Below are 15,023 nucleotides of genomic sequence, written 5' to 3'. Positions count from 1 at the left end.
ATTTTGGAAACTGCCAGACACGACGATGCCGCGCCCCAATGAGCGCGCCACGTCTAAAAATGGATCATCAAGCCGATTGCCTGCGCTCAATACTCGGCGCGTGGCCGAATTGCGCGCGGTACGCCTTGCTGAAATGACACGGCGAATGAAAGCCGCAAACAGCCGTCACACGCGAAATGGATGCATCGGTATTACGCAACAACTCACGCGCCCGCCGCAGCCGCAGCGTGAGGTAATAATGCGTCGGCGAAACACTCAGGAACATCTTGAACATCCGCTGCAAATGACGCTGTGAAAGCTTCACCAGCCTCGCAAGCTCTTCAAGCGACAACGGCTCTTCAATGTTCGCCTCCATCAGCCGCACGACCTCGATCAACTCGGCCCGCGAGAACCCCACGCGGGCATCAACAGGAATGTGCTGATAATCGGTCGTGCCGCGAATCCGCTCCACAATGAACTGCTCGGACACCTGCGCCGCATGCGCCTGCCCGAGCCGCTGGCCGACCAGGTTCAACATCAGGTCGAGCGGCGCGGTCCCGCCGGTGCAAGTCACGCGATCACGGTCGATCACGAAGAGTTCATCGGCGAATCGAACGTGGGGGAAACGCTTGTGCAACGGCGACATGTCCTCCCAATGCACCGTGCAGCGATACCCGTCCAGCAAGTTCGCCGCCAGCAACGCATACGCGCCCGTGCACACGCCGCCAAGCGGCACGCCTTGCGCCGCGACGTGCTGCAGCAGCGCGATCACCTTGTCGTCGACGTAATCGCGTACATGCCATCCCGCACACACGATCAGCACGTCCGGCATGCCCGCCTCGGCCAGCGTTTTTGTCGGCTTCACGGTAATGCCGTTGCTCGCGCGTGCCGGTTCACCGTCCGGGGTGATCACCGACCACGTGTAGTGCTCAGCCCGGCCGACGTAGTTCGCCATGCGCAGCACTTCGATCGCGCTGGTGAACGCGATCATCGAAAAATTAGGCAGCGTCAGGAACCCGAAGTGCGCCAGCTTCGACAACGGCGAATTCTCAACAGGATGAATCCGGTCCGGCACCATCGCGTCGCGTTTCATCGGGTTTTTATCCTTGGGCGTGGCTTTATTTCGCTGCCTGATTTAACCGCTGATCTGCTACCTGGCCTTGCTGCTCATTTTGCTAATTAACTTTGCTGTGCAGCCGGTGCGCGGCGCACACGCATCACGCTGCGAATCCCCGACAACAGCGGTGCCCGCGCCATCCCTGGCGAGCGGCCAAAGCTTTCCGTGATACGGTCAAGAATGATCGCGAGCAGCACCACCGACAAGCCGCTCTCGAATCCCAGCCCGATATCCAGCCGCTGGATACTCGCCAGCACGTCGTTGCCCAGGCCGCCGGCACCGACCATTGAAGCGATGATCACCATGGACAGCGCCATCATGATGGTCTGGTTGACGCCGGTCATGATGGACGGCAACGCGTTCGGAAACTGCACCTTGTAAAGCAGTTGCCACGGCGTGCAGCCGAATGCCTGACCCGCCTCAACGATCTCGCGGTTGACATGCTTGATACCGAGCGACGTCAGGCGCACAGCGGGCGGCATTGCGAAGATCACCGTCGAGAGGATCCCGGGAACCCGGCCGAGACCGAACAGCATGGCGGCCGGAATCAGGTACACGAAAGCGGGCATGGTCTGCATCAGGTCGAGCACCGGACGCACGATTGTCTCGATCGTCTTGCTCTTCGCCGTCCAGATGCCGAGCGGAATACCGAGCAGCAAACTGATCAAGGTGGCGGACAGCGTGAGGCCGAGCGTGATCACCATCTCGTCCCAGAAGCCGGTGGCATAGATCAGCAGCAACGACAGCAACGTGAATAGCGCGAAGCGCCAGCCCACGCGCCACAAGCCGATGCCGACGAAGATCGCCATCATCAGCCACATCGGAATGGACTGAAGGCCGTGTTCGATCAGCGCGGCGAAACTCTCAATGACTTTGCCGATTGCGTCGAAGGTGTTTGCATCGTGGTCGAGCAGGTATTTGACACCGTGGTCGACCCACGTACCCAGCGGGATAATTTCAGACATGGGAACCTCGATGCCGAGTCAGAGCCTTGAGAACATTCGCCTTGTTGACCGAACCGCAATACGATCCGTCCGCCTCCACCACCGGCAACGGTGCACGGCTGGCGACCACCCTGCTGACGACAACGTCAAGCGGCGTGGTGCGCTGGATGCATTCGATCAGGTTGATTTCCGGCGACGCCTGGCCAATCGCGTCGCGACACACAAAACCGCGGATCTTGCGCTCGTGGTCCATCACGAACGCGTAGTCGGCGCTGCCGTTGAGCGCCTGCGAAACACTCGACGCATCGATCTGCGAACCGTGCTTCATCAATGGCACCACGTCGGTCTGCATCAGGTCGCCGGCGGTCAGGTAACGGCTGGTGTCGATCCCTTCGAAGAATGCGCGCACGTAGTCGTCGGCGGGGTTCGAGATGATTTCCTGCGGCGTGCCGATCTGCACCACCTTGCCGCCTTCCATGATCGCGATGCGCGTACCAATGCGCAGCGCCTCCTCCAGGTCGTGCGACACGAACATGATCGTGCGTTGCTGTTCGCGCTGCAGATCGAGCAGCACGTTCTGCATTTCCTTGCGTTTCAACGGGTCGAGTGCGGAGAAAGCCTCGTCCATGATCATCAGCGACGGGTTCACGGCCAGCGCCCGTGCAAGGCCCACGCGCTGCTGCATCCCGCCCGACAACTGCGCCGGCAGCTTCTGCGCGAACGGCGCAAGACCGACCTGCTCGAGCACGGCCATCGCACGTTTCTCGCGTTCCTTGCGACCGATGCCCGCCACTTCGAGCCCGAACGCCGCGTTCGACAGCACGGTGCGCTGCGGCATCAGTGCGAACGACTGGAACACCATGCTCATGTCCTTGCGACGCAGTGCCGTGAGTTCGGAACGCGGCACGGAGGCCACGTCGCGGCCGTCGATCAGCACCTTGCCGGCTGTCGGTTCCACCAGCCGGTTGATGAGGCGGATCAGTGTCGACTTGCCTGAACCCGACAAACCCATCAACACGAAAATCTCGCCTTCCTTCACTTCGAAGGACACGTTGTGGACACCGACAATCTGTCCGGTGCGGGCGAAAACTTCTTCCTTCGTTGCGCCGCCGGCAAGCATGTCGATCGCCTGCTTCGGGCTCGTGCCGAACACCTTGCACAGGTTTTCGACCACGACCTTGTGGGAATTCATCGAACGCTCTCCTGGTTGGCGGACGTGCGTCCGCGCTCTGCATACATAGTTGCCAGAAAAAAGTGCGGGTTGCCGACTATTTCCGACAGGCACATGTGGAAATACGACACCTCGTTTTTCCTTTTTTGGCAGATCGAAAGCGGGAGGCTTGCTGGGCAAGGGTTTGCGAGCTATGCAGAGCCGATTTCGGCGCTTTTTCACATGTCGCGCCAGAGCAAGTGGACGATCATTTCGTTAAGTTTTTTTGAGGGAGTTTCCGGGTTTTCCCTGAGGTGTCGCCGGGATTGCAGGCGCCTCCGAGCGCTTTTGCCGGCCAGTCCATCATATTCCACGAATGTAGCCGTCTGGACGATGTCGGCTTTTGGCTGCCTGGAGAGCTTGCGTAAGGGGCGCGCTGGAACCGCGGCGATCAAGAATCGCGAGCCGATGCCGTTAACCCTTCATATTCCCTACATTTCGCTTATCAAGTTCATTCATGCCTCTATTCAACATCCGCCGGGCAAGTGTCGGCGCGAAGTTCGCCATTCTCGCCTGTGCACTTGCGGCCACGGTCGTAGCCGGATTTACCATCGCAGTCACGCATCTGGCCGGTCAGCAAATCGACGCGCAGGCGCTCGAACGCATGGACGACGACAACCGCGCGATCGGCACGATGATCCGTCTCTACGACAAGGCCGTGAGTGCCGAAGTCGAGCGCTACATGACGCTGTTTTCAAGCTTCCTGCCCACGGATTTCACGCTCGATGAATCGCAGAAGGTCGATATCGGCGGCGTGGCAACACCCACGTTCAAGGCCGGCGACACGCCGATGAACCTCGACTTCTCGATCCCCGATCAATTCCTCGACCGCAGCGGCGCGATTGCGACCGTGTTCGCCCGCAGCGGTGACGATTTCGTGCGCGTGACGACATCGTTGAAGAAACAGGACGGCACGCGCGCGATCGGTACGCTGCTCGACCGCAAGGGTCCGGCCTATGCGCTCATGCTGGACGGGAAACGTTTTATCGGCATGGCAACGCTCTTCGGCAAGCAGTACATCACCGAGTACAAACCCGTCACCGATTCGTCGGGACGCGTGATCGGTGCGCTGTTTGTCGGCGTGGACGTCACGCCGGAAGTCGCGACGCTGCAGCAGAACATTCGCGACCTGACGATCGGCCAGAACGGCTACTTCTTCGTCGTCGATGCATCGAACGGGGCGAATCGCGGCAAGCTGCTCGTGCATCCGGGCCTGAGCGGTGCGGCGGGTGCCGGTTCCCCGCTCGCCGATGAGCGCATCGCGCCGTTCAAGCAGATGCTCGACGCGAAAGAAGGCCGTCTTTCCTTCGATGCCCCCGCGATTGCCGACGCCGCCGATCCCAAAGTGCACGGCGGAGCGAAGGAGATCGTGTTTCGCACGGTGCCGGAATGGAAATGGCTGATTGGCGGGATTGCGTATCGCGACGAATTGCTCGCGGGCGTTCGCGCCACGCGCAACCGCTTCCTGCTGATCGGGCTGGTCGTGATCGCCGCGTTCGTGGCCGTGCTGCTCTTCGCAGTCGCCAGGCTGGTGGGCAGGCCGCTCGCGGAACTGACGCAGGCCTCCGAACGCATCGCCGCCGGGGATCTGAGCGTGCGGATCGCGACCACGCGAGAGGACGATATCGGCCGGTTGATGCTCGCCATCGACGGAATTGCGACCGGGCTTGCGCGCATCGTGACGCAGGTGCGCAGCGCGTCGGCGGATATGTCGGACGGCACAGGGCGGATGGCGGCGGGCAGCAGCGACATCTCGCAGCGCATCGCGACACAGGCCAGCAGTCTCGAACAAACGGCGGCGAGCATGGAGCAGATCACGTCGACCGTGCAGCAAAACGCCGCCAACACGGCGCAGGCGGATCAGCTCGTGGTATCGGCATCCGATGCAGCGCGCGCCGGTGGCGAAGCGGTCGGCCGGGTGGTCGCGACAATGGGTGAAATCGATGCTTCCGCGCGCAAGATTTCAGACATCACGTCGGTGATCGAAGGCATCGCGTTCCAGACCAACATCCTGGCATTGAACGCGGCCGTGGAAGCCGCGCGAGCCGGCGAGCACGGCAGGGGCTTTGCCGTGGTGGCGTCGGAGGTGCGCGGACTGGCTCAGCGCAGCGCCGCAGCGGTCAAGGAGATCGAGACGCTGATCGCGGAATCGGTCAGCCGGGTCGCCGATGGCTACAGGATTGCCGAAGAAGCACGCGGCACAATGAACGGGATCGTGGAGCGCGTCGCCCGGGTGAACGCGATCATTGGCGAGATCAGCGTGGCGTCGCGTGAGCAATCAAGCGGCATCGAGCAAGTGAACCTTGCCGTGGCGCAGATCGGCGAAGCGACTCAGCAGAATGCGGCACTGGTCGGCGAGGCGGAACAATCGACTGCCGGCTTGCTTGAACAAGCCGAACAGTTGAGCCGTGCCGTGAGCGTGTTCAGGCTTTAAGCGCCATTGACCACGTTTAACCCGCGCCCGCGGAACCGCTCATCACGACGGCCGGATCATCTCGAACATTTCGCCGATACCCGCGTAGTCCCCGCGATAACCCGCGCGCATGATGGGCTGCGCGGCGGCGGTATCGAAGAGGCCGTCCTTCAGGAACTCGCGCCGGATATGCACGCCCACCACTTGCCCGAGCGCGAGCCAGTTATTCATCGGCGTGCCGTCCAGCGATTTCAGCCGGATGATCTGCAACAACTTGCATTCGAGCGCGGCCGGAGACTCCGCCACATGCGGCACGGCCACGTTCACGCCCGGCGCCTTGGTGAGTCCCGCCAACTCGAATTCATCGACCTCGCGGGGTACCGTCGCGGACGTCCGGTTCATCTTTTCGGCAAGCGGCTTGCTCGCCAGATTCCACACGAATTCGCCGGTGGTCTCGATATTCGCGATGCTGTCCTTGAACCCCTCGCTCGAGAATCCAATGATGTGCGGGAACGAGGCGAACGCGCCGAAAAAACTGTAGGGCGCGAGGTTCACGCGGCCGTCCGGATCGCAGCTCGAAATCCAGCCGATCACCCGCGGCGCGACGATCGCCTTGAACGGATCGTGGCGTAGCTGGTGGCCCTCGTCAGGGTTGTAGAAATGTACGGCGTTGCTGTCGCTCATGAGTGCTTCCCGGTCTTCTTTGCAGTGTGGTGAATCAGGCGCTTGCGCCCCTCTTTCACGCGCGCATGGTGCGCGTCATTCCATTCATAAAACCCCTGCCCGCTGCGCACACCCACCCGCCCTTTCTGCACGTGTTCGCGCATCAGTTGCAGCACGTCTTCGTCCTTCGCCAGCTCCGGCATCAGGTGCGTGCCGATATCGAGCAAGGTATCCAGCCCGCCGAGATCCGCGCTTTCGAGCGGCCCGACCATGCCATAGCGGCGCCCGAGCGACGCCTTCATCACGGCGTCGACCACCGCCGGCGTTGCGGCTCCCGAACGCACAATGGCGAGCGCTTCACGCAATACGGCGAACTGCAGCCGGTTGCCCACAAAACCCGGAATGGCCCTCGTCAGCACAACCGGCTCCATGCCAATAGCCGTCATGAGTTCAGCCGTGCGGCGCGTGACGTCCGGAGCCGTTTCAGTGCCCGGCACCACTTCCACAAGCGGAATGGTGTGCGGCGGATTCCAGAAATGCGTGATCACAAAACGCGCCTTGTTTTGCAGTGCTTGCGCAAGCAGGTCGGGCGGAAACCCGCTCGTGTTGCTGGCGAAAATAGCGTCCTCGCGCAGCAGCGGTTCGAGCGCCCGGTAGGTGCGGTTTTTCAGTTCCAGCACTTCCGGAATGGCTTCCACGATGAAACCCGCCGTGGCCACCCGCTCCAGCTGATCCGTCGTTTCAATGCGCGCGAGTACGTCCTGTTTATGGTCCGCATTGAATACGCCGGCGTCGATCAATTCGTCGAGGATCGCCTCAGCTTTTCCATGCACCGACGCCAGCCGCGCGGCGTCTATGTCGTGAACGATAGTCGGATAGCCGTGCAGCGCCGCTTGCGTCGCAATGCCGACGCCCATCAAGCCGCTGCCCACCACGCCGATAGTGATTTGATTCAAATTTTCCCCGCAATGCTTGAATTCCGAGCTTCGATTGACAGCCAGATTGACAGCCGGTCCAGGTTCCAAAGGGCCTCACCAAAGCCGTCCGATGCGGCTCTCAGGCCGCGTGAGGAAGGATAGCTCAGCGCCTCGAATCGCGCGGGGCAGCGATTGGCTTATGACTTGACGCTGATCGTCCTGTTTCGCCCTCCACAGAGAAGGCCAAAACCAAAAAAAGCCGGCTTCCCTTGCGGAAGCCGGCTTTTGCGGCGAGATCCTGTGACCGGCGCTTAGCCGTGGTTCGGACCGTGGTCGTCATGGCGCGGCGGATGATGCGGGGGACCCGGATCATGCGGATGGTGGCGCATCCATTCGTCGCGCTGCCAGTAGCGGTGGCCGTCCCAATAGCGGTCGCCATGCCAGCCGAGGTTGATCACCACGTCGGCCTGCACCATGTGGGGTTGTGCATAACCCTGCTGCGGCACGGGGCCGTGGATCATGCCGTTATCGACCTGCGCGAACGCGGTCGTAGCCGTTAAAAGCGCGCCGCCGGTGAGCAGTGCGGCAATGATCGAGCGTGAGGTGTTCATGACTATTCTCCCTTTTCAGCTTGATTTCGTTTCAGAACGAGCGGCCAGCCAGAACGATGTGCCGTTGGCGGATGTGGCCGCCAGGTGCCGCGTCGTTGAAACCACTTTAGCGGGGCGTCAGATTGCATGACGTGAGCGCTTGTAAGAGTTCGTATCAACGAACCCGGCGGGTACGGATTGACCAGGAATTTTCCAAACCCCTGATTTCATTCGCCTTTACGCCGATCCAACGAGGCAGCCTGGCACTATTTCGCCCATCGGCGTGTAAGCAACGAAAATATGTGGCGGGTGTTTGGCTGGGACAGACGCCAAGAGAGAAAAACGGGGAACGATCTGGGAGGCATGCGCCGAGCGGCGCTGGAGAGGAGTGTCGCGCAAAAGCGACGTCATGGCCGGAGAGTCGCGGGGACCCACACAGGGCGATCGGCAAAACTTGAAGCTAGAAAAACTACATAATCTACAACAATGAAAACAGGCGAACCGCACTACGAAAAAACCTTGTCAAGCACAAAGCAACAACACTTCAGTTTTTTCTGCCGTCCGGCCTGTCTTCCCTGCAGCTCACAGACGAATACCCATGATGGTGCCACGCGACTTGCGGATGCGCTCTGCTTCTTGCTGACGGGCTTGGTACGAGTAGTCCGAGTCCATCGGAAGATGCGGCGATTCAAACAACGATGCGAATTTTTGCAGCAATGCGAAGAGGTAGCTCATGTCAAACTCCTGATGGTTGTTCAAGGGTTATCCCTTAGATGGCATTATAGGGTTTTCACCGACCAATTCCTAGTGCAACGCAACATTTCTTTGGTAGTTTTTCTACATAATTGTATTTTCGCCACATCCGGACCGGATCCTGGGCCCGAATCCAGTAGGAATTACTGGATTCCGGGGTGACCCAGGAACCCGGATACGGTTGCGAACTGGATGGCCGCAAAAGACACCGGGCATCCGATGTTTCGCTGGATTTACATCGACTTCCACATCGACTTTTTGGGATTGGATTTTTGTTCTTCGAAAATTAGTGCGCAACCACGTAACGGCGCCGAACCGGTGTTCAGGATCCACACTCCACCGGAATAGAACCGTTCACGCGCGTCACGCGGCAACCACCCGATTACCGGCACTCACCCCTTGATAAGCCAGGCCATGTTCCGCCTTCGCAACTTTCACCGGCAGTCTCGACAAGCGGCAAGCCGCCGCTCAAAAGCGTTCTCCCGAACGCTCGATTCCATCACGCGCCACCGGCCCGTCTGGATGGTTTCCTTCGCGTTGAGCCAGGCCGATCTGTCCGAAGGGCTGCGAGCCGCGTTCGCGTCGACCGCCATGCTGCTGCTCGGCAACCTGCTGCACATGCCCGAGTTCTCGTGGGCAGCCATTGGGGCGTTCTGGACCTGTCTGGCCGATGCCGCCGGCTCGAATCGCATGCGGTTTGCGTCCATGACAGGCTTCGCGGTGCTGTCCACCCTCTGCGGCGGACTGACCGCATATGCGTCCGGCGTGGGCATCGTTGCTGCGGCGCTCGCCGTCCTGGTCTTTGCGTTTCTCGGCGCACTCGGGCGTGTATGGGGTGCGGCGTCCGCCCAGGTCTCCATTCTTGCCGCGACTGCCTGCGTAGTGATGGTGGACAAACCCATCCATGGATCACGCGGGGAACTGCGTTTCCTCGCGCTCTACTTCCTGGGCTGCCTGTTCGCGACAGCGCTCAGCTTCACCGTGTGGCGGATTCATCCGTTCGGCGCCAGCCGCGCGGCCATGCGATCGGCTTATGCGAACCTCTCGGATATCGCGAGCGACAGCGCCCGGTTACTGAAACGGGAAAGCACAGGTTTCGGCGACTGGGCCTCGCATGCTTCGCGTTTCCGGGGCCAGGCGCGCAGCGGCATCGAATTGGCGCGCAAGGCGCTCGCACGCGTGCCGTCATCGAAGACAGACCGGCGGGGCACGTACAACATGCTGCTGCTCGCGCTCGCCGACAGCGAACGGATCTTCGCGTACCTGATTGCCGTCACCGATGCCTGCGAGCGCGGCCATCATCGTTTGCCCAATCTGCCGCGCGCGGTGCGTGTGCTGGAGGCCTTCGCCGAAGTCCTCGCCCGGCTCGCACGGGCCATGGCAGACCAACCCCGGGAGCCGCCCGCCGCCCTGCGCGACCGGCTGCAGGCGCTCGCCCGCCAGCTTGAAGTTGCGTTGGGCGAGACCGTGTCTTTGCGCTTCGATGTCGACTTCAGCGAGCTTGAATCCCCGGCTCAGCGACGCGCAAGCGTATGGTCGGCTGCACTCACGACCATGAAACGTGGCGTGGAAACCTTGAAGGCGAATGCATCGACGCAATCGATAGGCGCGCGCCATGCCGCTCGCGTCTGCGTGGCCGCGACAGCAGCGTTCCTGACCGTCAGGCTGCTGCATCTGCCCTTCGGTTATTGGGCGACGATGGCGACGCTCCTGATCCTGCAACCGTCTATTGCGACCAGCTGGCCGCGCAGCATCGAGCGTGCTGCGGGGAGCATCGTAGGCGGATTGCTCGCGGCCGCCATAGGCCTGGTCGTTCATTCGCCGATAGCGATCTCGCTGGTGGTGTTCCCGCTGGTCTGCGCGACGATGGCCTTGCGGCCCGTCAGCTACAGCTTGTTCGTGCTGTTCATCACACCGGCTTTCGTGCTGGTCGCCGACTTTGCGGCGCCGGGTGGCGCCGAGCTTACCTACGCCGTGGTACGCCTGGAGAACAATGTATTCGGCTGCGTGATCGCGCTGCTCGCCACCTTCCTGCTATGGCCAAGCCGCGAGCCCAGCCGCTTCAGCGACCGGTTGGCAAAGGCCGTGTCCGCGAACCTTGGTTATCTTGGCGCATCGCTGGGACGGGGTGAAGAGAGTGAGATCGAGCTGGAACGGCTACGTCGTGCAGCAGGGCTGGCCAGCAATAACGCGGAAGAAGTGCTGGCTCGCCTGAGGCTGGAAAAACTCGAAACGAGTCACGACGACCGGACCGGCTCAACCGCCCTCGCCCTGTTGCGGCGGGTGGCAGGCACGGCGACCCGGGCTCGCTTTGGCCGCGCGGGTGCGGCTCCGAACCGGGATCTCGCGGCGTGGATCGAAAGCGTCGGCAAGGGTATTGAAGAGCGGATCGGGCGTGATGCGGGCAGCGCTGGACTCGATGCTCAGGAGGTCTTTCCCAAACAGGGTCTCTCGCTGCTTGAAGCGGATGCCGTCAATCAGGTGGTGTTGCTGCGCCGCTTGTTGATTGAAGACACCGACGGTCTCAAACGCTGATAAGCGCGAAGGGAGCGTTCGCGCCGATAGCGCCGGCGCAAACAGGCTGGCGCTATCGAAACATTGATATCCTAAACGTGGAAAATCTGGGCCACGAGCGTAGCGCCAAGAAACGTCCCTGCATTCGCCACGAACGACACCAGCACAATGCGCCAGCCCAGCCGGCGAAACGCCGGAATATCCTTGGCGATGGACAACCCCGCGAACGTCAGCATAGGCGTGGTAATGCCGAGGAAATCGTTCTGCGCGCTAAGCGTTGATATCTGCGCAGCCCAGGGACACAGCGGCGACGTCATGAACATGGCAACGATTGACACCCAGCAGACCGCCGGAATCTTGCGCCCGGTCACCGTGTAGATTGCGTCGCCGACAATGGTCGCCAGCACCATGATCAACATGCCCGGGAGCCCCATGAGGGGCGTGGTGCCGTGGGTGATCCAGTCACAGCCCAGCGCAAACACGGCGGTGACGCCCCACGCGAGCAGCTTGCCGCGATAACCCAGCTGAGGCGCGGCAGTGTCGACATCGCCGAGTTGTGGACGAGACTTTTCGATCGCCTCCGATGCATCCGATGCCTTGCTCGTCCGGCCGATCAAAGGCTCGAGCAGACGATATCCCCACACGGCCATCGGCAGCGAAATAAACAGCGTGAAGTACGTGCCGATAGTCGTCGTGATGAGGTTGCTGGCCGCAGCGAATGTGAGGACCGTCTTCGCCATTTCGGGCGTCTGCTGCGCAGCGATTGCGCCGGAAGCAGCGGCCATCATGCTGCCGGAGCCCACGCCTGAACCCATGGCGAGCGCGAGAGGATGGAAGATATTCAGGCTTGCTACGAAGCCCGCCAGGATCGCGATAAAGACCGCGCCGAATACGGTGCCGGTCAAATACTCGGCCAGCACGCCGCGCCCTTCAGGCGAGTCCATGCCGTACTTCTCGCCGATGATCGCAAGGCTCGGCTCGCGGCCCACCGAGAACGTTGCCCCGATTGCTTCTCGCTTGATCCCGAGCAGCAATGCAAGCGGAAGTCCCAGCAGGATCGTGCCGACGAAATGCCCCAACTCCTGGAACGCCAGCGCCCAGCCGGCGGCGGCAAGCTTCGGCAACGCGCCGCCGACCATCAGGCCCAGCTTGGCGACAAAGAGCAACAGCGCGGGCTGCAGGATGGCTGCGGCAAGGAACTGGGTCTTGACGTCGAGCCGGGCAGCGCCGTTCCATCGTTCACTCGCCAATCCCAGGGCGGCGCCCAACAACAGCGCCCAGATCATTGGCAGCAAGACGACTTTCCCCGGCCCGACCTTGAACGTAAACGAGCCGATGAACTCGGCAATCAACAGGATGATCGCGGCATAGAAAAACAGCTTTGCCGTCCTTGACCCACCACTCCCCGATTGCTGCGCGGCCAACGTATTTTCCATTGTTCTCTCCGATTGCCCTCTCGCGTTTCATTAGCGGCGAGAGGACACGTTGCTCTACAAATAGCCGAACGTCGTCGCCGGCTCGCTGGCGGTTTCCACCCAGACGCTCTTGGTCTGCGTGTACTCGTACAACGCCTCAACACCACTCGAACGTCCATACCCGCTCAAGCCATAACCGCCGAACGGGGACGCCACGTTGATGGTCTTGTAGCCATTGACCCAGAACGTTCCCGCGTTGACCTGCCCCGCCACCCGATGAGCCCGGCCCACGTCGTTCGTCCACACTGCACCGGCCAAACCAAACTCGGTGTCATTCGCGATGTTAAGGGCTTCTTCCTCGGTATCGAAGGGAATTGCAGCGACAACCGGACCGAAGATTTCAGTGCGCGCAACGTCCATCTCGTTCGTGACGTTCGACAGCACGGCAGGCGAAACAAAGTAGCCGCCTGAAGAGCGTTCAGCCGACCCGGCCGCGAGCGTGGCACCCGCCTGAACCCCGCTCGCAATCATCTTCATGATGTGGTCATACTGCGTGCGATTGTTGATGGGACCGACTTCGGTTGCATCATCAAGCGGCGCACCGACCCTGATCTTCTTCGCGCCCGTGGCAATCATGCCGACGAACTCGTCATAGATCGAACGCTGCACGAGCAGGCGCGAACCCGCCACGCAGCTCTGGCCCGCGCCGGCAAAAATAGCGGCCTGGGCAGTCAGCGCGGCGCGCTTGAGATCGGCATCGGCGAAGATGATGTTGGCGGACTTGCCACCGAGTTCCAGTACGCAGGGAAGCACGCGCTTCGCGGCGGCTTCTGCAATGCGCACTCCGGTTGCAGGCGAGCCGACGAACACGACCTTCTTCACGACCTTATGCGCGATGGCCGCTTGAGCAACAGTCTGGCCAAGGCCCGCGAGGACGTTGATGAGGCCCTTCGGCGCGCCCGCTTTCTCGGCCAGCAGCCCCACCACCAGCGACGTGAACGGCGTCAGTTCCGATGGCTTCAGCAAGACGGCGTTACCCATCGAGATGGCCGGTGCAACCTGCCATCCGCACGTGAAAACCGGTGCATTCCACGGCGTGATCTGCAGGACCGTTCCGGCCGGTTCGCGACGTGTGTAGTTCAGGTGCGAGGTCGGAACCGGGATGACATCGCCGTAAAATTTGTCCGCCCAGCCACCGTAGTATTCGAACATCTCGGCGACTTTCGCCACTTCGCCGCGGCAATCGCGTATCGGCTTGCCCGAACCGAGCGACTCGAGACGCGCAATGCTCTCCGTGTCCTTGCGCAACTCGCGCGCGATCTCGAACATCACGCGTCCACGCGCGGCATGCGTCAATGCCCACCACTGTTTCTGGGCGCGCTGCGCCGCGTCGGCGGCCAGTTCGACCACCGCCGCGCCGCCGTCCTTGTACGCGAGGCTCGGCTTGCCCGTCGCCGCGTCATACAACTGGATCAGTTCTCCCGTGCCTTCGACCAGATCGCCGTCGACAAACGAACCAATCGTCTTTGCATTCGGGAAGAAATGCGCGAAGGCGGCCAACAGGTTTTCTGCCGCGTTGTTTTCCATATCTGACTCCATGTCCTGGTTATTCTGCTGACTGCCTTACTTCTGTTCGATGAATTGAACGATGCGGTTGAAGTCTTCCGCATCGCCGATCGTCCGGGCGCTCTCTGCCCACAAGCGCCCCGCTTCCTCGGCGATGGGCGCGTTGATGTCCTGGCTGCGCAGCAGGTCCATCGCGAGGCGAACGTCCTTGCGCATCAGCTTCATCGTGAAACCGGAATCGAACTTGTCGGTAAAGATCCACGTGGGGTAGTTGGTGAGCGTCGCGCTGTTGCGCCCGGAGCCGCCGTTGAGCGCTTCGACCAGCTTCTCGGGATCGACGCCGGCCGCTTTCGCTGCACGGACCGCTTCGCTGGTCGCAAGCAGATGCACACCGGTGAGCAGGTTGTTGATGATCTTCGTCACGTGTCCCGCGCCGACAGGACCCACATGCACGCGCTTCGCGCTCATGACCGCAAGGATTGGCTCGACAGCCGCGACGTCTTCCCCGGAACCGCCCAGCACCATGGTCATGGTCGCGGTCGCCGCGCCCTTCGGACCGCCGCTGACGGGGCCATCGACAAAACCCACCTTCACCTCAGCCAGCGCCGCCGCAACCTTGCGCGTGCTGTTGGGCTCGGCCGTGGTGGTGTCGACCACGATCAGGCCAGGCCTGGCGCTCGCCGCCACGCCGGCAGGTCCCAGCACCACCTCTTCCACAATCGCCGATGTGGGCAGCGAAAGAATGAGGACGTCCGAATCGCGCGTGATGTCGGCTATGGACGCGCGCCCGGACACGCCTTCTGCCTCGAGCTTGCCGGCGACGCCGGGCGCCGCGTCGAAACCAAGCACCGTGTAGCCGCCGCGCTTGAGCGAAAGGGCCATTCCGCGCCCCATGTTTCCGAGTCCGATGACCCCAACCGTCTTCATAAATCCACTCCGTAG

12 protein-coding genes are annotated in these 15,023 nt (G+C 61.7%); 2 read left to right on the top strand and 10 right to left on the bottom strand.

Going from position 1 to position 15,023, the window contains the following annotated elements:
- Positions 1-67: 67 nt before the first annotated feature.
- The 3 genes from ABH944_RS25785 to ABH944_RS25775 all read right to left on the bottom strand — a co-directional run bounded on the left by ABH944_RS25785 (position 68) and on the right by ABH944_RS25775 (position 3,232).
- Positions 68-1,072 carry a GlxA family transcriptional regulator gene (locus tag ABH944_RS25785; RefSeq protein ID WP_404610051.1) on the bottom strand — a complete coding sequence of 335 codons (1,005 nt, stop codon included), beginning with the start codon at positions 1,070-1,072 and terminating at the stop codon, positions 68-70.
- An 86-nt stretch (positions 1,073-1,158) separates the two neighbouring features.
- Positions 1,159-2,061, bottom strand: a complete 903-nt coding sequence (choW, locus tag ABH944_RS25780; RefSeq protein WP_097268956.1) for a choline ABC transporter permease subunit — start codon at positions 2,059-2,061, stop codon at positions 1,159-1,161.
- Complete coding sequence (locus tag ABH944_RS25775) at positions 2,054-3,232, bottom strand: quaternary amine ABC transporter ATP-binding protein (protein ID WP_404610052.1); 1,179 nt, start codon at positions 3,230-3,232, stop codon at positions 2,054-2,056. Before ABH944_RS25775 ends, choW begins: the two co-directional genes overlap by 8 nt.
- A gap of 475 nt (positions 3,233-3,707) precedes the next feature.
- On the opposite strand from ABH944_RS25775, the gene ABH944_RS25770 reads away from it, so the two are divergent.
- Positions 3,708-5,684 (top strand): methyl-accepting chemotaxis protein, encoded by a 1,977-nt coding sequence (locus ABH944_RS25770; RefSeq protein ID WP_404610053.1) that lies wholly within the window; start codon positions 3,708-3,710, stop codon positions 5,682-5,684.
- 42 nt (positions 5,685-5,726) lie between these two features.
- Here the strand turns inward: ABH944_RS25770 and ABH944_RS25765 are convergent, their stop codons facing one another.
- The 4 genes from ABH944_RS25765 to ABH944_RS25750 all read right to left on the bottom strand — a co-directional run bounded on the left by ABH944_RS25765 (position 5,727) and on the right by ABH944_RS25750 (position 8,568).
- Positions 5,727-6,347 (bottom strand): flavin reductase family protein, encoded by a 621-nt coding sequence (locus ABH944_RS25765; RefSeq protein WP_404610054.1) that lies wholly within the window; start codon positions 6,345-6,347, stop codon positions 5,727-5,729.
- The gene (locus tag ABH944_RS25760; protein WP_404610055.1) at positions 6,344-7,282 is read right to left on the bottom strand and encodes a 3-hydroxyacyl-CoA dehydrogenase family protein; all 939 of its coding nucleotides are present in this window, start codon (positions 7,280-7,282) and stop codon (positions 6,344-6,346) included. Before ABH944_RS25760 ends, ABH944_RS25765 begins: the two co-directional genes overlap by 4 nt.
- A gap of 272 nt (positions 7,283-7,554) precedes the next feature.
- Positions 7,555-7,854 (bottom strand): hypothetical protein, encoded by a 300-nt coding sequence (locus ABH944_RS25755; RefSeq protein WP_404610056.1) that lies wholly within the window; start codon positions 7,852-7,854, stop codon positions 7,555-7,557.
- Between the two features lie 561 nt (positions 7,855-8,415).
- Complete coding sequence (locus ABH944_RS25750; protein ID WP_165101877.1) at positions 8,416-8,568, bottom strand: hypothetical protein; 153 nt, start codon at positions 8,566-8,568, stop codon at positions 8,416-8,418.
- 432 nt (positions 8,569-9,000) lie between these two features.
- On the opposite strand from ABH944_RS25750, the gene ABH944_RS25745 reads away from it, so the two are divergent.
- Positions 9,001-11,121, top strand: a complete 2,121-nt coding sequence (locus tag ABH944_RS25745) for an FUSC family protein (protein ID WP_404610057.1) — start codon at positions 9,001-9,003, stop codon at positions 11,119-11,121.
- A gap of 71 nt (positions 11,122-11,192) precedes the next feature.
- Here ABH944_RS25745 and ABH944_RS25740 read toward each other — a convergent pair whose 3' ends face one another.
- The 3 genes from ABH944_RS25740 to ABH944_RS25730 are packed head-to-tail and all read right to left on the bottom strand — an operon-like array spanning position 11,193 to position 15,008.
- The gene (locus ABH944_RS25740; protein WP_404610058.1) at positions 11,193-12,536 is read right to left on the bottom strand and encodes a DUF3100 domain-containing protein; all 1,344 of its coding nucleotides are present in this window, start codon (positions 12,534-12,536) and stop codon (positions 11,193-11,195) included.
- A 54-nt stretch (positions 12,537-12,590) separates the two neighbouring features.
- Positions 12,591-14,102 (bottom strand): aldehyde dehydrogenase family protein, encoded by a 1,512-nt coding sequence (locus ABH944_RS25735; RefSeq protein WP_404610059.1) that lies wholly within the window; start codon positions 14,100-14,102, stop codon positions 12,591-12,593.
- A gap of 36 nt (positions 14,103-14,138) precedes the next feature.
- Positions 14,139-15,008: an NAD(P)-dependent oxidoreductase gene (locus tag ABH944_RS25730; protein WP_404610060.1), complete on the bottom strand. Its 870-nt coding sequence runs from the start codon at positions 15,006-15,008 to the stop codon at positions 14,139-14,141.
- Positions 15,009-15,023 lie beyond the last annotated feature (15 nt).

Source organism: Caballeronia udeis (assembly GCF_044909315.1).
Taxonomy (GTDB): Bacteria; Pseudomonadota; Gammaproteobacteria; order Burkholderiales; family Burkholderiaceae; genus Caballeronia; species Caballeronia udeis_A.
The sequence above is the reverse complement of the archived record's forward strand: the minus strand, read 5'-3'. Positions and strand labels throughout refer to the sequence as shown.

Excerpts from the sequence above, each read along its gene's own strand:
- ABH944_RS25745 (WP_404610057.1), top strand. The coding sequence starts at position 9,001 with ATGTTCCGCCTTCGCAACTTTCACCGGCAGTCTCGACAAGCGGCAAGC.
- ABH944_RS25755 (WP_404610056.1), bottom strand. The coding sequence starts at position 7,854 with ATGAACACCTCACGCTCGATCATTGCCGCACTGCTCACCGGCGGCGCG.
- ABH944_RS25785 (WP_404610051.1), bottom strand. The coding sequence starts at position 1,072 with ATGAAACGCGACGCGATGGTGCCGGACCGGATTCATCCTGTTGAGAAT.
- ABH944_RS25735 (WP_404610059.1), bottom strand. The coding sequence starts at position 14,102 with ATGGAAAACAACGCGGCAGAAAACCTGTTGGCCGCCTTCGCGCATTTC.
- ABH944_RS25775 (WP_404610052.1), bottom strand. The coding sequence starts at position 3,232 with ATGAATTCCCACAAGGTCGTGGTCGAAAACCTGTGCAAGGTGTTCGGC.
- ABH944_RS25740 (WP_404610058.1), bottom strand. The coding sequence starts at position 12,536 with ATGGAAAATACGTTGGCCGCGCAGCAATCGGGGAGTGGTGGGTCAAGG.
- ABH944_RS25750 (WP_165101877.1), bottom strand. The coding sequence starts at position 8,568 with ATGAGCTACCTCTTCGCATTGCTGCAAAAATTCGCATCGTTGTTTGAA.
- ABH944_RS25730 (WP_404610060.1), bottom strand. The coding sequence starts at position 15,008 with ATGAAGACGGTTGGGGTCATCGGACTCGGAAACATGGGGCGCGGAATG.
- choW (WP_097268956.1), bottom strand. The coding sequence starts at position 2,061 with ATGTCTGAAATTATCCCGCTGGGTACGTGGGTCGACCACGGTGTCAAA.
- ABH944_RS25770 (WP_404610053.1), top strand. The coding sequence starts at position 3,708 with ATGCCTCTATTCAACATCCGCCGGGCAAGTGTCGGCGCGAAGTTCGCC.
- ABH944_RS25765 (WP_404610054.1), bottom strand. The coding sequence starts at position 6,347 with ATGAGCGACAGCAACGCCGTACATTTCTACAACCCTGACGAGGGCCAC.